Source organism: Trueperella bernardiae, from assembly GCF_030246965.1.
Lineage (GTDB): Bacteria > Actinomycetota > Actinomycetes > Actinomycetales > Actinomycetaceae > Trueperella > Trueperella bernardiae.
In genome coordinates, this window is sequence record NZ_CP127099.1 from 212,316 (window position 1) to 231,849 (window position 19,534).

The window sequence follows — 19,534 nt, forward strand, 5'->3', positions numbered from 1 at the left end:
CGGCTTTCTGGCAGTGCACAAGCGACTTTCTGGCAGTGCGCCGGCCGCCCGATAGATCGGGGGCGGGCATCGTTGGTAAAGTTTCGGTGGAGGGAAAATGTTTGCAGTCATTGGCCTAGGCAACCCGGGGCCCAAGTATGAAGCCACGCGCCACAACATCGGCCAGCACGTGATCCACGAGCTGGCTCGCAGGGCGGGTTCGTCGCTGTCGATGCACAAGCAGTCGAACACGCGGGCGGCGTCGGTACGGATCGGCATCGGCCCTGGTCAGCCGGGGGAGCCGGTGGTGCTCGGCGTCTCCAACGGCTACATGAACACCTCGGGCGGGCCGGTCAGCTCGCTGCTCAAGTACTACAAGGTAGCCCCGGAGGACCTGATCGTTGTTCACGACGAGCTTGACCTGCCCTTCGGCCAGCTCAAACTCAAGCGCGGCGGTGGGTCTGGCGGCCACAATGGCCTCAAGTCGATCACGCAGTCGCTCGGCACGCAGGACTACATCCGCCTCCGTTTCGGCGTGGGCCGCCCGCCGGGCCGCCAGGATCCGGCCGACTTCGTGCTCTCCCCCTTCTCCTCGAAGGAGGACAAGGAGGTCGACCTGCTCATTGCGCTCGCGGCCGACGCTGTCGAAGACGTCCTCCTCCTTGGCCTGGACAAGGCCACCATGCGCCTTCACACCAAGTAACCCGGTAGCTTTAAGGACCTCATGGATCTGCGCCCCGTTCTTTCAATCCTCGCCGACCAGGACACGCTGTCCTCGCGCGCGAACTCCCGCTTCGCCGACTTCGGTATGCCGCGTGGCGCCTTCGCCCCAGCGATCGCTGAGCTCCTGGCCTCGGGGGACGGTCGGCTACAGGTGGCGGTGACGGCGTCGGGACGCGAAGCCGAGGACCTGCGCGACGCCCTGCGCGCCTACGTCCCGGCCGAGAAGATGGCGATTTTCCCCGCGTGGGAAACCCTCCCGCACGAGCGCCTTTCGCCCCGCTCGGACACGGTGGCCGAGCGCCTGACCACCCTGCGCCGCCTTGCTCACCCCGAAGACTTCCCCGAGCTGCGCGTGCTACTCGTGCCGATCCGTGCCTTCCTCCAGCCGATCGCGGCTGGGCTGGGCGAACTGGCGCCGGTGCGGCTGGCCGTGGGCGACGTCGTCGACTTCGATGACCTGCAAGAACGCCTGGTCGCTGCCGCCTACGAGCGGGTGGACATGATCGAGGTGCGCGGGCAGTTCGCCGTGCGCGGCGGGATCATCGACGTCTTTCCGCCCACCTCCGACTCCCCGTTGCGAATCGAATTCTTCGGCGATGAGGTGGACGAGATCCGCTCCTTCGCCGTAGCCGACCAGCGTTCACTGGACGACGTCGGGCACCTGTACGCCCCGCCGTGCCGGGAAATGCTGCTCAACGACGACGTTCGCTCGCGTGCCGCCCAGGCCCTCACGGAGCTGCCGGGCGCGGTGGACATGCTCGACAGGATCGCGAACGGGATCGCGGTGGAGGGCATGGAGTCGCTACAGCCGGTGCTGGTGGAGCAGATGCACCCGTTCGTCGACGAGCTGCCCGCCACCGCGCGGATCATCATGATTGAGCCGGAGCGGATCGAGGCCCGCGCGCAGTCCCTTCAGGAGACCACGGAGGAGTTCCTGGCGGCGGCGTGGTCCTCGGCGGCGGCCGGCGGCGAGATCCCGATCTCGGTATCGAAGGCGTCCTTCCTTGAGATCCCGGACGTGCGCGCCCATGCGCGCGAGCTCGGCCTGGGCTGGTGGAGGCTCGGCGGGTTCGCAGGCGAGGACACCGTTCAGCTGCCCCTGCGCGAGCCACGCAACTTCGCCGGCGACGTCGACGCCGCCCTTCGCGAGCTCGGCCACAAGGCCCGCCAGCAGTGGCGGATCGTTGTGGCGGTCGAGGGCGCGGGTTTGGGGCGCCGCCTGGTCGAACAGCTTTCCGACGCCGACGTGCCCGCCCGCTTCTCCGAGGACCTGGGCGAGGTGCGGCCCGGGGTCGTCGAGATCGTTACCGCGCCCGTCCAGTCCGGGTTCATCGCCGACGCCGAAAAGTTCGCCCTGCTGGGTGCGAGTGAGCTCATCGGGCGCAAGCGCTCGAGGTCGGCCCAACAGCGGCAGATGCCGAAGCGGCGCAAGAACGCTGTCGACCCTCTGCAGCTCAAGCCGGGCGACTACGTGGTGCACGCGCGCCACGGCGTCGCGCAATTCGTCCAGCTCGCCAAGCGCAAACTGGGCGGGCCGAACGGGACACAGCGCGAATACGTGGTGCTTGAATACGCGCCGTCCAAGCGCGGGCAGGCACGCGACCAGCTGTGGGTGCCTACCGACCAGCTCGACCAGATCTCGAAGTACGCCGGCGGCGACGCGCCCACCCTCAACAAGATGGGCGGGGCTGACTGGGAAAAGACGAAGTCAAAGGCGCGGGCCGCGGTCAAGCAGATCGCGAAGGAGCTCGTGCGGCTCTACGCCCAGCGACGGGCCACCAAAGGCCACGCCTTCGCCCCCGACACCCCGTGGCAACACGAGCTGGAGGACGCCTTCGAATTTGTGGAGACGCCGGACCAGCTCTCCACCATCGAAGAGGTCAAGCGCGACATGGAGGCACCCGAGCCGATGGACCGCCTCATCTCCGGCGACGTCGGCTACGGCAAGACCGAGATCGCCGTCCGGGCCGCGTTCAAGGCCGTGCAGGACGGTAAGCAGGTGGCGGTCCTCGCGCCCACCACCCTGCTTGTGCAGCAGCACCTCGAGACCTTCCAGGAGCGCTACGCCGGATTTCCCGTCAAAGTGGCGGGCCTGTCACGTTTCCAGACGGACAAGGAGTCGGAGGACGTCAAGGACGGGGTGCGACGCGGGGAGATCGACGTCATGATCGGAACCCACCGCCTCATCACCGGCGACGTGCGGTTCAAAGACCTGGGGCTCGTGATCATCGACGAGGAGCAGCGCTTCGGTGTCGAGCACAAGGAGACCCTCAAGCAGATGTACCCCACGGTGGACGTGCTGTCGATGTCGGCCACCCCGATCCCGCGTACGCTCGAAATGGCGGTGACGGGGCTGAGGCAGATGTCCACGCTTGCCACCCCGCCCGAGGAGCGCCACCCCATTCTCACGTATGTGGGCGCGCACGAGGACCAGCAGATCGCGGCGGCCATCAAACGCGAGCTCCTGCGCGACGGGCAGGTCTTCTACGTCCACAACCGTACCGAATCCATCAACCGGGTGGCGACCCACCTGTCCGAACTGGTGCCCGACGCGCGGATCGGCGTCGCGCACGGAAAAATGAGCGAGAACCAACTCGAGGCCGTGATCCAAGAGTTTTGGGACAAGGACATCGACGTGCTCGTGTGTACCACGATCGTGGAAACCGGGCTCGACATCTCGAACGCCAACACGCTGATCGTGGAAAATGCCCACAAGCTCGGGCTTTCGCAGCTCCACCAGTTGCGCGGGCGTGTGGGGCGCGGGCGCGAGCGCGCATACGCCTACTTCCTCTACCCGCGAGACGGGTCCATGACCGAGACCGCGATCGAGCGGCTGCGCACCATCGCCGCTCACACCGAGCTCGGCGCCGGCTTCCAGGTGGCGCTCAAGGACCTGGAGATCCGCGGCGCCGGCAACCTGCTGGGCGGGGAGCAGTCCGGACACATCGCCGGGGTTGGCTTTGACCTGTACATCCGCATGGTTTCCGAGGCCGTGGCGGGGATGACCGGGCGCGACACCCGCACCGAGGCAGAGAAGGCCGCCGAAACCCGCATCGAGTTGCCGGTGGACGCCTACGTGCCCGAATCGTGGGTGACGTCCGAGCGGCTGCGGCTGGAGATCTACACGAAGATCGCCGCGTCGACGACCGAGGCGCAACGGGCCGACATCCACCAGGAACTCGTGGACCGGTACGGCTCCGTGCCCGTGGAGGTGGAGCGGCTCTTCACGCTGGCCCAGCTGAGGGAGAAGGTGCGGTCCGTGGGGATCGAGGAGATCGTCATGCAGGGCAATAACGTGCGCTTCGCGCCCGTGGTGCTACCCGATTCGCGCCACGCGCGGCTGCGCCGTCTCTACCCGAAGGCGATCGCCAAGCCCGCCATCCGGACGCTACTTGTGCCCCTGCCCGTGGAGAACGAGCGGCGGCTTGGCGCGGCAAAGGTCATCGAGGGCGACGCCGTGGTGCAATTCGTGGAGCAGGTGGTCGACTCGGTGATGCTGGCGAGCATCGGCAGTTAGGCCGGGCGCGGGGCGGCAGTGGGGCCGGCTGGCGTGGGGTGCGGGGCCTGGCTGCATGGGGCCGGGTTGTCAGGCGCCGCCACCGGAAACCCTGCGAGGGTTCTTGTCTGGCTGTCAGCTTGTAGGGTGCTCTTCCTCAATGGTGTGGTCGAGCAACCACCGGGTGATGTATTGGAGGTCGGCTCACTTCGCGACCGTCAGGCCGAACTCGATGAGCTCGTCATTTGTTGCCGTCAGGGTGATGCCCTCCAGAGTTCTGTCAGAGCACGGTTGTACCGGTCGGCAAACTGCTTTGCCATGTGCATGACGAGCTCATCCGGGACATCCTCGGCAACCTCAGGTTGAGCCTGGTCTGCCTGGTAGGCCTCGGCGTCGTCGAACTTCATCAAGATGAAATGGGGTTTGTTGTTCTTGAGGATCACCACTTGCCCCTTGATGTCGGTCAGTCTGGCGACCTTGGAAAAGTTCTGGTTCGCGTCGCGCATGGAGACTAGAGCGTCGCTATCGATCAGCATCGTGCACCACCTCGGTCCTATTGTTTGTAGCTATAGTATGTCCTACTTGCCTGATCTGGGACAAGGGCCTGAGTGGTGGCGGGTCCGTAGGCGGGAGCGGGTGTGAGAAGGGTGCCGGGAGAGCGTGGGTGATCTCGGGGCGGGGCGAGTCCGCGCGGAGTCGGGACGAAAGACGCCCGCGCGTGCGTCGCGTCACAGCAAGGGATTGCCCCAGGAGATGAAAAGTTGGGAGATCTGGGCGGGGCGGTGTCTTTTGTCGGTGATTCGTAGGACAATAGTGGGTGGAGGTAGTGCAGTCCCGCTGCGGTACCGAAAGTAACCCTATAGAAGGAGTTCTTGTGGCAAACATTGAAGCCGTTCACGCTCGTGAGATTCTTGATTCGCGCGGCAACCCCACCGTTGAGGTTGAGGTCCTGCTGGATGACGGCCACTACGGCCGCGCTGGCGTTCCGTCCGGCGCATCGACCGGCGCCTTCGAGGCGGTTGAGCTTCGTGATGGCGACAAGGCCCGCTACGGCGGCAAGGGCACCTTGAAGGCTGTTGCCAACGTGATCGAGGAGATGGAAGAGGAGCTCATCGGCCTCGACGCCTCCGAGCAGCGCTACATTGACCAGATCCTGCGTGACCTCGATGGCACCCCGAACAAGGGCAAGCTGGGTGCCAACGGCATCCTCGGCGTTTCGCTCGCTGTGGCGAAGGCTTCCGCTGAGTCCGCTGGCCTCTCGCTCTTCTCCTACCTTGGTGGCCCGAACGCCCACGTTCTGCCCGTCCCGATGATGAACATCCTCAACGGTGGCTCGCACGCCGATTCCAACGTTGACATCCAGGAGTTCATGATCGCCCCGATCGGTGCTCCGACCTTCAAGGAAGCCCTGCGCATGGGCGCCGAGGTCTACCACGAGCTGAAGGCGGTGCTCAAGGAGCGCGGCCTGTCCACCGGCCTGGGTGACGAGGGCGGCTTCGCCCCGAACCTTGAGACCAACGCTGCGGCCCTCGATCTGATCGTTGAGGCCATCGAGCGCGCTGGCTACAAGCCGGGCGCCGACGTCGCTCTCGCACTTGACGTTGCCTCCACCGAGTTCTTCAAGGATGGCAAGTACATGTTCGAGGGTGGCGAGAAGGATACCGCTTACATGGTGGACTACTACGAGAAGCTCATCACCGACTACCCGATCGTCTCCATTGAGGATCCGCTCTCGGAGGACGAGTGGGAGGATTGGAAGGCCCTCACCGAGCGTATCGGTGACCGCGTCCAGCTCGTCGGCGATGACCTCTTCGTCACCAACCCGGAGCGCCTCGCCAAGGGCATCGAGATGGATGTGGCGAACGCCCTGCTCGTGAAGGTGAACCAGATTGGTACCCTCACCGAGACCCTCGAGGCCGTGGAGATGGCCCACCGCGCCGGCTACAAGTCGATGACCTCGCACCGCTCCGGTGAGACCGAGGACACCACGATTGCCGACCTCGCCGTTGCCACCAACTCCGGCCAGATCAAGACCGGTGCTCCGGCTCGTGGCGAGCGCGTCAACAAGTACAACCAGCTCCTGCGCATCGAGGAGGAGCTCGACGACGCGGCCGTCTACGCCGGCCGTTCCGCGTTCCCGCGCTTCAAGGCTTAAGTTCATAGCCTGAAAAAGGGGTCCGGGGTTGGGAAACCGACCCCGGACCCCTTTTGTTGCGCCAGCGTGCTGAGACGCGCCTGACTGTGGCGCGCCCATCGGCCTTTCCCGGTTGACGACGGACGGGCCCTAGACTGGGAGCCATGAGTTCGCGGCGTCCACCATCGTCCGCCCGGGGCCAGGGCGGCCGCCGGCCTACCCGGAATTCCGCGGCATCTGCGGCTCGCCGCCGCCATAGCGAGGACCTGCGAAACCAGGACCCTCAGCGCCGCCAGAGTGCGTCGTCGGGGCCGGAGACGCGCAAGCCGACGTCGTCGGGAAAGGGTGCCCGGCGGGCGGGGAAGAACGAGGCAGGCACTTCGACTCGGGCCGACGGTACTCGCGCCAACAGCACGCGAACCGGCACCCGAACCACGAACACGCGAACCAGCTCCCGGTCCGGTAGCAACCGCCCCGGCGGCTCCCGCGGATCCCAGGATCGTTTCGCGAAGAAGTTCAACGTGCGGTTTTCGTCGGGGGAACGCACCCGCCAGTTTTCGGTACGCATGCTCGCGGTGGCACTGTTCGCGCTGGTGGGGATCATTATTGTGGCGAGTCCGCTCAACCAGTACCTGAATCAGCAGCAGGAGAAGCGCGAGCTGCTGAGCCAGCTGCAGGAGACCACGGCCCGCGTAGAGGTGCTCGAGCAGGAGCTGGCGCGGTGGCAGGATGACGACTTCGTGCGCTCCCAGGCCCGCGAGCGGCTCGGCTACGTGATGCCAGGGGAGACTCTCTACCTCGTCTCGGACCCGGAGAAGGGCACCCCGGAGGAGATCCGGGCGGAGCGGACGAAGGAAGTCAACGATCGGCGCCGGCAGGCCACGCCGTTCTACCAGACGATGTGGGATTCGATCCAGATCGCGGGCGCGGCGGGCGAGGTGGTCAACCCGTCGAACATTCCGCTCATTGGAACGACGCCGGAGCAGGACACCACCCCCACCGACACGGCTCCGGTCGAGGATGAGACATCCACGACCCCGCCCGCCGATGAGGAGGGCGAAGGCTAGCAGGTAGGCTTAGGGCTATGAATGAAACGCCCCAGGTTACCCCTGAGATTCTGCGCCAGATTGCCGCGAATGCGAGCCCGATCCGTGATACCGACGTCGAGGTGTTGACCGAGCAGCTCGGCCGGCACCCGCGTGGGCTGGTGGGGATCGGGGCGCGGTGCGCATGCGGTAATCCCGCGGTGACGATCACGTATCCGCGCCTGCCCGACGGGACCCCGTTCCCCACGCTCTTCTACCTCTCGCTGCCGGCGTTGGTGAAGCGTATTTCGCGCGCCGAGTCGTCGGGGCAGATGGAGGCGTTCAACGAGCGCCTCGCGAACGACCCCGATTACCGCGCCGCCCACGAGCGCGCCCACGTCTCCTACATTGAGCGGCGCAACCTGCTGGAGGACGTGGAACACCTGGCGGACCGTTCGGCTGGCGGCATGCCGGACCGCGTCAAATGCCTGCACGCGCTGGCGGGCTACGCGCTCGCGGTGGGCCCCGGGGTGTGCCCTGCTGGCGACGACGCCCTGGCCCTCGTCGGTTGGGACACCGCCGTGTGCCACTGCCAGGATCCGGCTGAGGAGGGCGCGGAATGAGGGTTGCCGGAATTGATTGCGGCACGAACTCGATCCGGCTGTTGATCGCCGACGTCGACGCCGCGGCTGGCGAGCTGATCGACGTCGTGCGCCGGATGGAGGTCTCGCGTCTGGGGCAGGGCGTGGATCGGACCGGGCGCTTTGACCCGGAGGCCCTGGCCCGCACGCTCACGTTCGTGGATGACTACGCGGCACAGTGCCGCGAGCACGGGGTGGAGTCGATCCGGTTCGCGGCCACGTCCGCCACGCGCGATGCTGCCAACCGGCAGTTGTTCGTCGACGGCGTCCGGGAGCGTCTCGGCATTGACCTCCAGGTGCTGACGGGCGAGGAGGAGGCGCGGGCGTCCTTTACGGGGGCGATCTCGGCGCTGGCCTCGGCCGATGACCCGCTCCTCACCGTTGACCTGGGCGGCGGGTCCACCGAGTTCGTGCTCGGCCGGAGCGACGGCATCGTGCTGGGCGCAGCCTCGATGGACGTGGGGTGCGTGCGGATTTACGAGCGCCACCTCAAGGATTCGGGGGAGGCGGGCATCGAGGCCGCGCGGGCCGACGTGCGCGCGGCAATGGACGCCACTGGCATCGACTTCTCTGCGGCCCGCACGCTCATCGGGCTGGCTGGCACGATTACGACCGTGACGGCGAAGGCGCTTGACCTCGACGTCTACGACCCCGAGCGCATCCACGCCACCCGCCTGCCCTTTGCGGAGATCGACGAGGCGTGCGAGTGGTTCATCCACGCCAGCGTCGAGGAGCGCGCGGCCCGCGGATTCATGCACCCGGGGCGCGTGGATGTGATCGGCGCCGGATCGCTCGTGTGGCAGGAGATCATCCGCCGCCTCGAGCGCGAAACGGAGAACACGACGGCGCTGACGAGTGCGGTGACCTCCGAGCACGACATCCTTGACGGGATGGCGCTCTGGGCCGCACGCGAACCCAACCCTCCACACTTGTAACGCGAGCGGCCCGGGCACCATAGCACCCGGGCCGCTGGATGAGCGGTCGTCGCCGGCCCAGCGGCCGGACTGGCCGGACTAGCGGTCGTAGTGGCCGGGCCCGACCTCGGGTTCGCCGCCGGGGACCTCGCCCCAGGACTCTTCGATCGTGTCGTCGGCGAGCACCTCGTGGCGCTCCAGGGTGGCGCGGTTTTCGGTCATGTGCTCGTAGTCGTAGACCGGGGCGTGGTGGCGGTGCCACTTGGCACGCCCGCGCAGGAAGAACGCGCCGACCACGAGCGAGATGAGGGTGCCGAGCAGCACGGCCACGCGGGCGTGCGGGCCGGCCGGGTCGTGACCGGGGAAGGACAGGGTGGCGATCAGCAGCGACACGGTGAAGCCGATGCCGGCGATGAACGCCATCGCGTTCACGTCGCCCATGTAGAGGTTCTTGCCCAGCTGGAGTTTGAATACGTACACCATGAGTGCCACGCCGCCGGTGATGCCGATCATCTTGCCCAGCGGCAGGCCGAGGTAGATGCCCATGGCCGCCGGGTCGGTCAGCATCGCCATGACGCCACCGGAATCCACCACGTTCACGCCCGCCGCGAAGAACGCGAACACGGGCAAGATGATGCCGGCGGAGTAGAACTCGAGCTTCTCGGTGAGCTCCTCGGTGAGCGGCAGCTTCTCTGTGGCGAGCTTCTTGGCGGGGATGGTCATGCCCATGAGCACGCCGGCGATCGTGGCGTGGATGCCGGAGGAGAACATGAAGTACCAGGCCACCAGCCCGATCGGCCACAGCAGGTACCACTTGATGATGCGCTTCTGGGCGAGCGTGCCGAAGGCGGCCACCACCAGGATCGACAGCCCGAGGTAAATGAAGTTGAGGTTGTCGGAGAAGAAGACCGCGATGATGAGGATGCCGAGCAGGTCGTCCACCACCGCGAGGGTCATGAGGAAGGTGCGTAGCGCGATGGGCAGGCCCTTGCCAAACAGGCCGAGCACGCCGAGCGCGAAGGCGATGTCGGTGGCAACCGGCACGGCCCAGCCGTTCCAGTTCGGATCGGCGGAGAGCAGCTGGATGGTCACGTACACGAGCACCGGCCCGATCATGCCGAACACCGCGGCGAGGATCGGCACCAGCGCCTTACGGATGTCGCGCAGCGAGCCGACCACAAACTCCTGCTTGAGCTCCATGCCCACGATGAAGAAGAACAGGGCGAGCAGGAAGTCGGCCGAGATGAGCGAGAGGCTCATCCCGTGCCCGTGCAACTCAAACAGGGAGGTGTTCGCGAGGGAATCGTACGCGTTCCGCGCACCCTGGACCGGGAAATTCGCCCAGATCAGGGCGAGCACCGCCCCGATAATGAGGACGACTCCGGCGGTCGTTTCGTTTTTCAGGGCCTGGTGGTAACGCGCGATCATATAAGTCCAATCCTCGTGTCGTTGACCTCCCCAGTCTAAAACGTTCCGCCTATTTTGGCGGCATCGATCGCACAGGTAGTGTTACTTGCAGGCCCCCATAGCCCAACGGCAGAGGCAGTCGACTTAAAATCGATTCAGTGTCGGTTCGAATCCGACTGGGGGTACTGCCGCGTCTAGATGTCCCGTTTCTTGAAGGCGGTGAGCGCGCCGACGACACCGACCACCGCGTATCCCACAAAAATGGCGAGCGCCACCCAGCGGCCCGTGATGAGGTCCCCAAGCGGCTGGTCGCTGATGGCCACCGAGCCGAGCGCGCTCGGGATCAGCTGGGAGACGGTCTTGCGGAAGAACTCCTGCGGGATGATCTGGACCAGGTCAATGAGGTACATGAAGCCGATCATGATGGAGATCGCGCCGGCCGTGGAGCGCACGAGGTAGCCCATCGCGGTAGAGAGCACGCCGATCGAGACCATGATGATGCAGAAGATCGAGTAGGCCGCGATGGCCTCCCCGCCCGGATTGAACCCGTCCTTGAGGATCCTGGTGAGCGTGTACCCGATGGCGATGAGGGTGGCGCTCAGCAGGAGAGAGACGATCGTGACCGCCGTCAGCTTGGCCGTGAACGAGCGCCCCCGGCGCGGGTCCGCAAGCACGGTGGTCCGCATCGTGTTGTGCGAGTACTCGCTGGTGACGGCAACGGTGCCAATGACGATGAAAAAGATGGTCATCGACGGCCAGCCGGCCGTTACAACCAGCGGATCGGCCTCCACGTACTCGGAGCTGGCCAGCATCCACATGATGAGCCCATAGAGGATGATGCCGATCGCGGTGGTCACCTGAATCGAGCGAGTGTTGAGCTTCATCAGCTCCGAGTTTAGGGAGCGCCCAAACGTGGGACGGTAGGAATCGGCGAAACGGCCAAAAAACATGGTCATCTTAGGCCTCCCAGGTGGTGTGCGCGGGCGGGGCGGGCGGCGTCGGCGGAACTGGGCCAGGCGGCGTCGGGGACATCGGCGCGAAACCGGAGGAGGGACCGCGCGCGGAGCTGAACTGCACCTGGTCGGAGGTCAGCTCCATGAAGACGTCTTCGAGGGTGGAGTGGATCTCGGTCAGCTCGTGGATCTCCACGTTGTGCTGATAGAGGTAGTGGCCCACCTGCTCGCGCCGGAGCCCGGGGAGTTCGAAGGAGCCGCGGGGGCTGGAGTGGCTCGGGGCGACGTCGTAAACCTGCCACCCCGCCTGGGTAAGCAGGCCGCGGATCGTGGCCATGTCCGGGCCGGAGACCCGCACGCGCGCGCCCCGATCCGACTCGGTGAACTTGGAGATCGGGCCGGAGTCGATGAGGCGGCCGCGGCCGATAATGACCAGATCGTCCGCCGTGAGCGCCATTTCGCTCATAAGGTGGGAGGAGACGAGGACGCTGCGGCCCTCCGCGGCAAGCGACCGCATGGTGGAGCGGACCCAGCGCACGCCGTCGGGGTCAAGACCGTTGACCGGTTCGTCGAGGATAAGCACCTGCGGGTCGCCAAGCAGGGCTGTTGCGATGCCGAGGCGCTGGCCCATGCCGAGCGAGAAACCCTTGATTTTCTTGCCCGCCACGGATTCGAGGCCGGTGAAGCCAATGACCTCGTCGACGCGCTCGTGGGGGAATCCATGCGTTTTCGCCACGACCCGCAGATGCTGCCTGGCCGTTCGTCCGGGGTGAAACGCCTTCCCGTCCAAGAGCGCGCCGACCGCGGTGAGCGGGGAGGCGAGGTTGCGATACTCGGTGCCCCCGATCATTGCCCGGCCCGACGTGGGGCGGTCAAGTCCGACAATGCAGCGCATCGTGGTGGATTTACCCGAGCCATTCGGCCCGAGGAACCCGGTCACGGCGCCGGGGCGCACGGAGAACGACAGGTTGTCAACCGCGCGCGTCTTGCCGTAGTCCTTCGTCAGGTTCTCGACGGTGATCATCTGGTCCTCCCTGCGGCCCGCCTGCGGTGCCGACTCCTTTAGCGTATGAGTCCACTATCCCCGATTTCGTCATACCGCGGACGGATCATCCACAGTTTTTCACGACGCACGGCGGGGCGGGCGGCGTCGTGCGCGCGTTCTACAGCGCGGACTCGCGCTATGGACGGCAGCGGGCCGGGGCGTTTCTCTTTGGGGAGAAAAGAGCGCGGGAGTATTGCCCTTAGTTACGCCATGGTTAGTATGGGATGTGGATGGCCGTAGCGACGGCCCTAATAAAAGGAGGCTCCCGTGAGCAATCCGATTACGACACGTAATCCCTACTTCTCGACCCAGCAGGTCCGGCCGAACCAGTTCGACCAGACCGCCTACGGCGACCAGTACGCCTACGGCACTCCGAACGCCCAGCAGGCGGCCTACGGCCAGGCGCAAGGCGAGGTCGCCGGGAACGGCGCGTTTGCCACCGAGCGCATGACGTACAACGACGCGCTGAACAAGGTGGCCGTGCTCCTCGGCATCGCCGTTATTTCGGGTGTGGCGACCGCCGTGCTCCTCCCGTCGGCCATGTGGATGTCGGTGGCGGTGGTTTCGGTGATCGGCGCGTTCGTGGTCGGCCTGATCTTAGCGTTCCAGAAGATGGTCAAGCCCGGCCTGGCGATCGCGTACGCGGTGCTCGAGGGCGTGGCGCTCGGCGCGCTGACCGCCGCCTTCGAAATCTTCGTGCCGGGCATCGCGATCCAGACCATCCTGGCCACCGCGATCATCGTCGGTGTGACGCTGGCATTGCACTACTCGGGCGCGGTGCGCACCACCCCGAAGGGCCGAAAGATCGTCATCACGGTGGCGCTCGGCTACCTCATCTTCTCGCTGGTCAACCTGGTACTGATGTGGACGGGCGTGCTGGATCAGGCGTGGGGCGTGCGCGGGTACGAGGTTGCGGGTATTCCGCTGGGTGTGATCCTGGGCGCCGGCATGATCCTCATCGCCGCTTACATGCTGATCGGCGACTTCGAGGACATCAACACCGCGATCGTCAACGGTGCGCCCCGCGAGTTCTCGTGGACGGTGGGCATCGCGATCGTCATGACGATCCTGTGGATCTACATCGAGGTTCTCCGCCTCATCGCGATCCTCTCGGACCGCTAAAGCCAACAGATTAGGGGGCTGGCCTGCGGGTCGGCCCCAGCGGGGCGCCGATGTTGGCACTCGCCGCGGCCGCCGCGCTGTGGGGAATGACCTGGCTGCTCTATCGCCGGTTGCCGATGAGCCGGGGTTAGGACACCGAAAGCAAGCCTGGCGCCAAGAAACAAGTGGGCCGGCCCCGCGTCGGGGCCGGCCCACCTCAGTTCACGGCGTCTAAATCACTCCATCGAGCAACTTGGTGTGATCGCCGAACCGGTGATTTGTGGCGGCAACCGCCTGCTCAAGGAAGAACGGGCGCAGTTCCACCCGACCATTGCCCGTGACGGGCTCAGCGTAAATCGCCACGTCCACCGAGCCACCCACGGCTTCGGCCACCGCGCGGGCGTCGTCGCCGACGTAGCGGATCTTGTGCGCGCCAGACTTGGGCAGGTCGGAGAGCCACTGGGCGGGCGATGCCACGCTGACCGTGGCGCCCGCGGCGCGGAAGGCCTGGGCCACGGTGTCGCGCAGGTCGTCGCCCACGCTCAGCTCCACCGACGTCTTGCCCGTGAGCGCGCCGGCCACCATCGGGGCGACCTTCCACCACTGCTCCGGATCCTCCAGGCGCACCATCACCGACGTGGGCCGGTAGCGGAACACGTTCTTCTCAACGCCCAGCGCCGACACGTCGCGCGCCGACAGGTAGTGTTCCTTGAGTGCCGCCTCCACGCTACGCAGCGCGGCACGGTACTGGCCGGCGTCGTCCTTCGGCAGCTTGTCGGCCAGGGCGTCGAACTCGCCCAGGGTGGGGTAGGACAGCGTCGCGAACGACTCCGGCACCGCCACCTCCACCGGCTCCGCGTGTGACATGCCGATGAGGTGGTTGGGGCCGCCCGCCTTCGAACCAGTGCCCACCTGCGAGCGCTTCCAGCCGCCGAACGGCTGACGACGCACGATCGCGCCCGTCGTGCCACGGTTAACGTAGACGTTGCCCGCCTCCACCTTCGACAGCCACAGCTTGATCTCGTCCGGGTCGAGCGAGTGCAGGCCGGCCGTGAGACCGAACTCCACCGCGTTCTGCAGCCGGATCGCTTCCTCCAGGGTCTCGGCGCGCATGATGCCCAACACCGGGCCGAAATACTCGGTCATGTGAGCGTCCTGGCCGGGGGTGACGCCGTCGCGAATACCGGGCGACCAGAGGCGGCCCGAATCGTCCAGTTGGCGCGGCTTAAGCAGCCACGTCTGGCCCGGCTCCAGCTCGGTCAGGCCGCGCTTGAGCTTGCCGGCCGCCGGCTCAATGATCGGGCCCATCTCCGCCGACGGGTTGGTCGGCCAGTCCACCACTAGCGACTCTGCCGCGTCGACCACCTGGTTAATGAAGCGCTCCGACTTGCCCATCGCCCCCACAAGGATCGCAATCGACGCCGCCGAACACTTCTGGCCCGCGTGCCCGAACGCGGACTGGACCAGGTCCTTCGCCGCGAGGTCGATGTCGGCCTGCGGGGTGACGATAATGGCGTTCTTGCCCGAGGTCTCGGCAAAGACCGCCAGGTCCGGCTCCCAGGAGCGGAACAGCTTCGCAGTCTCGATCGAGCCGGTCAAAATCACCTGGTCCGAGCCGGTGACGAGCGCCTCGCCCACCTCGGCCATCTCATCCGGGTGGATATCGACCAGACGCAGGGCTTCCTTCGACACCCCGGCATCCCACAGGGCTTGGGCGATGACGGCGCCACAGCGGCGAGCTTGCTCGGCCGGCTTGAAGACGACGACCGAGCCGGTGGCCAAAGGCGCCAGCGCCGAGCCAGCCGGGATCGCCAGCGGGAAATTCCACGGCGGGATCGCGGCGGTGACGGGCGCGGGGGAGAAGCGCACGCCCTCCAGCTCGTCCAGCTCCTCGGCCAGATCCGCGTAGTAGTTAGCAAAGTCGATCGCCTCGGAGACCTCGACGTCAGCCTCGCCCACGATCTTCCCACACTCCGAGGCGGCCACCTCGATCAGCTCCTCGCGGCGCTCGCCGAGCACCTGCCCAGCCCGGCGCAAGATCTTTGCGCGCTCGGCTCCGCTGAGCCCGGCCCACTCCGGAGCGGCCTTACGTGCCTCGGCCACGATCTGTTCCATCTCGGCAACCGTGCGCACCCGCGCGTCGTCGGCGCCCTGCACGCCCAGCTCCGAATCGCCCATCTTCGCAAAAATCTGGTTCGCCCACTCGATATTGGCGGGAAGCGACGGGTCCGAATCCGGGGTGTTACGGAATGAAGTGAGCAGATCGACGTCGTCGGTCAGCCTGTTCTGGTGCCGGTTCGGCCCGAAGGAAAGCGTGGGCACCTCGTTGAGCGGGCCCATGGCCTCCGCCAGGTCCGCCTCCGGGAACGCGGCCACGACGCCGGTGGCGAAGCGATTGCGCTCGCGGGCGAAGACGGAGTCGTTATCAGCGATCTCGAAAACGCCGGACATGAAGTTTTCGTGTGCCGCGGACTCCTCGAGGCGGCGGACGAGGTAGGAGATGGCGACGTCGTAGTTCGCCGGATCCACCACGGGCACGTAGTACAGGATCCGGCCCACGTCCTCGCGGATGGCTAGCGCCTGGTTGGTGGCCATGCCCTTGAGCATCTCCACCTCGAAGCCTTCCGTGACTCCGCGCGCCTTGGCGAGGTTGAGGCCAAAGCCGAGGGTGAAGAGGTTCTGGCCGGCGATGCCCAGGTTAACGTTCGAAATGTGCTCCGGGCGCAACGCGTACTCGAGGATGCGCATGTAGTTCGCGTCCGTGGCGGCCTTCGACGGCTGGACGGCAAGCGGCCAGCCGTGCATGAGCGCGTCCACCTGCTCCATCGGCAGGTTCGCGCCCTTGACCAGGCGCACCTTCACCGGCGCGCCCCCGTCCGCCACGCGCTGGGCGGCCCACTCCTGCAAACGCTCCATCGCGGGCAGGGTGTCGGGCAGGTAGGCCTGCAACACGATGCCGGCGCGCAGGTTCTTAAACTCCTCGCGGTCGAGGATACCGGTGAAGACGTCGATGGTGAGGTGGAGGTCGTGGTACTCCTCCATGTCCAAATTGACGAACTTGCCACCTTTGTTCGCCACCCGGTACAGCGGTAGCAACGCCTCAATCGCCTGGTCCACCGCCTTCTGGTAGCCCCACGGGTTGTGAACGCCGAGCACCGAGGAGACCTTGATCGACACGTAGTCCACGAAGTCGTACTCGAGCAGCTCCGTGACCGCCGCCAGGCGACGCGCCGCCTCCTTGCGCCCCAGCACGGCCTCGCCCAGCAGGTTGAGGTTGAGGCGCGAACCGTCGGCCCGCAGCTTCTTCACCGCCGGGCCGAGCTTCTTCGGCGTCGTGTCCAGCACAAGGTTACCCACCAGCATGCGGAACACGCGGAAAGCCGCTTCCGTGATGAACGTGGGGGAGGCCGGGGCCAGCACGCCACCCACCTTTGCGGGAAGTGACAGGTAGGCGGGCAGGAAGCTGGCCGGCTTCTTCGCCAGCTTGTTGAGGTTGGCTGCCCGGGTCTTCGGATCCTCGGGGCGGATCACGCCGTCGACGAATTGCACCGTGAAGTCGAGCCCGCCCTCACCCTTGAGGACCTGGGACAGCAACTTGCCCGCGCGATCCTCGGGGAAGGAGGCCGAACGCTTGGCCCAAGTCTTCGCCTGGTCAATAGCTGCGTGTGCCACCTGAGAAAAATCGACGTCATTCTTGACTGTTGCCACTGATTATCTCCATCTTTGCAGTCGTGGGGCCGACGAGGGCCAGGTGCCCTCATTGTAAATCGGCAACGGGATCCTAGCTACCGAAATAGTGGTCATTTTTCGGAATTCTCTTTACATCGAAATTTTTTCGGGTATTGTCACTTTCAATCGCCTGTGTTGCATGGCGCACATGCAACCGGCACACCTACCAGCACAAGGGAGAAATTGATGAGCGATACCGCATGGCAGATCCTCACGATGATCTTGTACTTCCTCCTCATGATCGGTATCGGACTGTGGGCCTACCGCAAGACCTCCGATGTCGACGACTACATGCTCGGCGGACGCCAGCTCAACCCAGCGGTTGCTGCCCTGTCCGCCGGCGCCTCCGACATGTCCGGCTGGCTCCTCATGGGCCTGCCCGGCGCGCTCTACCTGTCCGGAGTTTTCGAATTCTGGATCGCGATTGGCCTGACGGCCGGCGCCTGGCTGAACTGGAAGTTCGTGGCCCCGCGCCTGCGCTCCTACACCGAGGTATCGAACAACTCGATCACCGTCCCGTCCTTCCTTGACTCGCGCCTGCGCGATTCCACGCACAGCCTGCGCATCGTGTCGGGCTTCATCATCCTGTTCTACTTCACGTTCTACGTCTCCTCCGGCATGGTGGCCGGTGGCACTTTCTTCGAGGGCGCGTTCGGCGTGGACTACAAGCTGGGCATGGTTATCATCGCCGCCATCACGGTGTTCTACACGCTGGTGGGCGGCTTCCTAGCGGTGTCCTACACCGACGCCGTCCAGGGCACCATCATGCTCCTCGCCCTCGTGCTGGTCCCCGTGGCCGGCGTCATCTATGTGGGCGGCTTCGACATCGTCCTCGACACCACGCGCTCGATCGACCCGGAACTGCTCAACCCGCTGAAGAACGTGACCGCGATCGGCCTCATCTCGGCCGTCGCCTGGGGTTTGGGATATGTGGGTCAGCCCCACATCATCGTCCGCTTCATGGCGCTGCGTAGCCCGAAGGAGGCCCCCGCGGCCCGCCGCATCGGCATCGGCTGGATGTTGCTCGCCGTGTTCGGCGCGCTCTTCACGGCGCTCGTGGGCGTGGCCATCTTCAAGCACGACGAGTCGCTGCTCGCCAACCCTGAGCAGGTCTTCATCGTGCTCGGCCAGCTCCTCTTCCACCCGATGATCGCCGGCTTCATGCTCGCCGCCATCCTCGCGGCCATCATGTCCACGATCTCCTCCCAGCTGCTGGTCAGCTCCTCCGCCCTCATCGAGGACGTCTACATGACGTTCACCAACCACAAGCTTTCGGCCAAGAAGGGCGTCATGCTCTCCCGCATCGCGGTGGCCGGCATCGCGGTGCTCGCCAGCGGCCTCGCCCTCAACCCGAACGACACGATCCTCAAGCTTGTGGCCTTCGCCTGGGCCGGCTTCGGCGCCTCCTTCGGCCCCACCATCATCCTCAGCCTCTACTGGCGTAAACTCACCGGCTTCGGCGCGCTGGCCGGCATGATCATGGGCGCCGTAACTGTGGCGGTGTGGGGCAACCTCGACGGCGGCCTACTCGACCTGTACGAGATCGTGCCCGGCTTCATCGTCAACCTGGTTGTCACCTACGTCATGTCGTCGCTGACCTACCGTCCGAACACCATCATCGAGAAGGAATTCGACACGGCGGTCCAGCTGTCGAAGGACTGGTCGAACCACGAGGCGCTCGCGGCCGAGGTCCGCCAGACCGTGGCGAACAACCCCGACGGCTACAAGCCGCGCTCGGCCACCCTCGTGGCCGACGACGGCAGCGAGGTCGAACTGCCCAAGTAAGCGCACACGCGCGTTAGCTCAAGGGGTGTGGCCCCGGCGAAACCGCCAGGGCCACACCCCTTTGTCCAAAAGTTTTCAAAAGCGGCGGGGGCGCGCTCGCCCCGCGCCGATCAGTTGTCGTGAAGTGTGTTGAAGTTGAACGCCGAATCCTGGATGCCTTTGATGTCCACCACGAATACCAGGACATCATCACCTTTGATGCCGGCGCGCGCGTTGCCCTGCGGACCGTAGCCCTTGAACGGGGGCACGCAGATGAGCAGACGCGATCCGACCTGCTTGCCCACGATCGCCTCGTCCCAGCCCTCGATCACCATGCCCACGCCGATCGGGAAAACGGCCTCGCCCTCACGGTAATACGAGGAGTCAAAAATCGGGCCGTCCCAGATCTGGCCGTGGTAGTCGACCTCGATCTCGTCACCCGCATGCACGACGCGGCCGGTGCCCTCCTCCAAGACCTTGACGCGCAGGCCCTTCGGCGCCTGCGCGCCCTCGGGGAACGTGAGCTCGGGGATCTGGCCGAACGAGCCCGACACTTCAGGGTAGATGATGTCCATGACAGCCTTTCAACAGTAAACAGAGCCGAGCCCAGTCTACCGTGTCGG

14 protein-coding genes and 1 tRNA gene are annotated in these 19,534 nt (G+C 65.8%); 9 read left to right on the top strand and 6 right to left on the bottom strand.

Features of this window, described 5'->3' with window-relative positions:
• Window positions 1–97: 97 nt before the first annotated feature.
• The gene (pth, locus tag QPC17_RS00980; RefSeq protein WP_062614004.1) at window positions 98–682 is read left to right on the top strand and encodes an aminoacyl-tRNA hydrolase; all 585 of its coding nucleotides are present in this window, start codon (window positions 98–100) and stop codon (window positions 680–682) included.
• Window positions 683–703: 21 nt separating this feature from the next.
• Complete coding sequence (gene mfd / locus QPC17_RS00985) at window positions 704–4,219, top strand: transcription-repair coupling factor (protein WP_285347373.1); 3,516 nt, start codon at window positions 704–706, stop codon at window positions 4,217–4,219.
• Between the two features lie 233 nt (window positions 4,220–4,452).
• On the opposite strand, the gene QPC17_RS00990 is transcribed toward mfd, so the two are convergent.
• Window positions 4,453–4,734 (bottom strand): type II toxin-antitoxin system Phd/YefM family antitoxin, encoded by a 282-nt coding sequence (locus tag QPC17_RS00990; protein WP_062614006.1) that lies wholly within the window; start codon window positions 4,732–4,734, stop codon window positions 4,453–4,455.
• 338 nt (window positions 4,735–5,072) lie between these two features.
• Between QPC17_RS00990 and eno the strand changes: the two genes are divergently transcribed.
• The 4 genes from eno (at window position 5,073) to QPC17_RS01010 (ending at window position 8,933) form a co-directional block, all read left to right on the top strand.
• On the top strand, window positions 5,073–6,353 hold the full coding sequence (gene eno / locus QPC17_RS00995) for a phosphopyruvate hydratase (protein WP_062614007.1): 1,281 nt from the start codon (window positions 5,073–5,075) through the stop codon (window positions 6,351–6,353).
• 500 nt (window positions 6,354–6,853) lie between these two features.
• Window positions 6,854–7,399, top strand: coding sequence for an FtsB family cell division protein (locus QPC17_RS01000; RefSeq protein ID WP_062614008.1), 546 nt, complete (start codon window positions 6,854–6,856; stop codon window positions 7,397–7,399).
• A gap of 17 nt (window positions 7,400–7,416) precedes the next feature.
• On the top strand, window positions 7,417–7,980 hold the full coding sequence (locus tag QPC17_RS01005) for a DUF501 domain-containing protein (protein WP_082661218.1): 564 nt from the start codon (window positions 7,417–7,419) through the stop codon (window positions 7,978–7,980).
• Entirely contained in the window at window positions 7,977–8,933 is a 957-nt protein-coding gene (locus QPC17_RS01010; protein ID WP_068538760.1) for a Ppx/GppA phosphatase family protein, read from the top strand. Before QPC17_RS01005 ends, QPC17_RS01010 begins: the two co-directional genes overlap by 4 nt.
• A gap of 78 nt (window positions 8,934–9,011) precedes the next feature.
• Here QPC17_RS01010 and nhaA read toward each other — a convergent pair whose 3' ends face one another.
• Window positions 9,012–10,340, bottom strand: coding sequence for a Na+/H+ antiporter NhaA (gene nhaA / locus QPC17_RS01015; protein WP_285347374.1), 1,329 nt, complete (start codon window positions 10,338–10,340; stop codon window positions 9,012–9,014).
• A gap of 91 nt (window positions 10,341–10,431) precedes the next feature.
• Between nhaA and QPC17_RS01020 the strand changes: the two genes are divergently transcribed.
• Window positions 10,432–10,504: transfer RNA gene (locus QPC17_RS01020), tRNA-Leu, on the top strand.
• 9 nt (window positions 10,505–10,513) lie between these two features.
• Here QPC17_RS01020 and QPC17_RS01025 read toward each other — a convergent pair.
• Both QPC17_RS01025 and QPC17_RS01030 read right to left on the bottom strand, forming a co-directional pair.
• Window positions 10,514–11,275: a DUF2705 family protein gene (locus QPC17_RS01025; RefSeq protein ID WP_068538762.1), complete on the bottom strand. Its 762-nt coding sequence runs from the start codon at window positions 11,273–11,275 to the stop codon at window positions 10,514–10,516.
• 1 nt (window position 11,276) lies between these two features.
• Window positions 11,277–12,296 carry an ABC transporter ATP-binding protein gene (locus QPC17_RS01030; RefSeq protein ID WP_062614011.1) on the bottom strand — a complete coding sequence of 340 codons (1,020 nt, stop codon included), beginning with the start codon at window positions 12,294–12,296 and terminating at the stop codon, window positions 11,277–11,279.
• Window positions 12,297–12,584: 288 nt separating this feature from the next.
• On the opposite strand from QPC17_RS01030, the gene QPC17_RS01035 reads away from it, so the two are divergent.
• Window positions 12,585–13,439, top strand: coding sequence for a Bax inhibitor-1/YccA family protein (locus QPC17_RS01035; protein WP_285347375.1), 855 nt, complete (start codon window positions 12,585–12,587; stop codon window positions 13,437–13,439).
• A gap of 210 nt (window positions 13,440–13,649) precedes the next feature.
• Here QPC17_RS01035 and QPC17_RS01040 read toward each other — a convergent pair whose 3' ends face one another.
• Window positions 13,650–17,126 (bottom strand): proline dehydrogenase family protein, encoded by a 3,477-nt coding sequence (locus QPC17_RS01040; protein ID WP_285347376.1) that lies wholly within the window; start codon window positions 17,124–17,126, stop codon window positions 13,650–13,652.
• 207 nt (window positions 17,127–17,333) lie between these two features.
• On the opposite strand from QPC17_RS01040, the gene putP reads away from it, so the two are divergent.
• Window positions 17,334–18,932 (top strand): sodium/proline symporter PutP, encoded by a 1,599-nt coding sequence (putP, locus tag QPC17_RS01045; RefSeq protein WP_285347377.1) that lies wholly within the window; start codon window positions 17,334–17,336, stop codon window positions 18,930–18,932.
• A 110-nt stretch (window positions 18,933–19,042) separates the two neighbouring features.
• On the opposite strand, the gene QPC17_RS01050 is transcribed toward putP, so the two are convergent.
• Window positions 19,043–19,486 (bottom strand): FKBP-type peptidyl-prolyl cis-trans isomerase, encoded by a 444-nt coding sequence (locus QPC17_RS01050; RefSeq protein WP_068538766.1) that lies wholly within the window; start codon window positions 19,484–19,486, stop codon window positions 19,043–19,045.
• Window positions 19,487–19,534 lie beyond the last annotated feature (48 nt).

Excerpts from the sequence above, each read along its gene's own strand:
- pth (WP_062614004.1), top strand. The coding sequence starts at position 98 with ATGTTTGCAGTCATTGGCCTAGGCAACCCGGGGCCCAAGTATGAAGCC.
- mfd (WP_285347373.1), top strand. The coding sequence starts at position 704 with ATGGATCTGCGCCCCGTTCTTTCAATCCTCGCCGACCAGGACACGCTG.
- QPC17_RS00990 (WP_062614006.1), bottom strand. The coding sequence starts at position 4,734 with ATGCTGATCGATAGCGACGCTCTAGTCTCCATGCGCGACGCGAACCAG.
- QPC17_RS01005 (WP_082661218.1), top strand. The coding sequence starts at position 7,417 with ATGAATGAAACGCCCCAGGTTACCCCTGAGATTCTGCGCCAGATTGCC.
- QPC17_RS01010 (WP_068538760.1), top strand. The coding sequence starts at position 7,977 with ATGAGGGTTGCCGGAATTGATTGCGGCACGAACTCGATCCGGCTGTTG.
- nhaA (WP_285347374.1), bottom strand. The coding sequence starts at position 10,340 with ATGATCGCGCGTTACCACCAGGCCCTGAAAAACGAAACGACCGCCGGA.
- QPC17_RS01025 (WP_068538762.1), bottom strand. The coding sequence starts at position 11,275 with ATGACCATGTTTTTTGGCCGTTTCGCCGATTCCTACCGTCCCACGTTT.
- QPC17_RS01030 (WP_062614011.1), bottom strand. The coding sequence starts at position 12,296 with ATGATCACCGTCGAGAACCTGACGAAGGACTACGGCAAGACGCGCGCG.
- putP (WP_285347377.1), top strand. The coding sequence starts at position 17,334 with ATGAGCGATACCGCATGGCAGATCCTCACGATGATCTTGTACTTCCTC.
- QPC17_RS01050 (WP_068538766.1), bottom strand. The coding sequence starts at position 19,486 with ATGGACATCATCTACCCTGAAGTGTCGGGCTCGTTCGGCCAGATCCCC.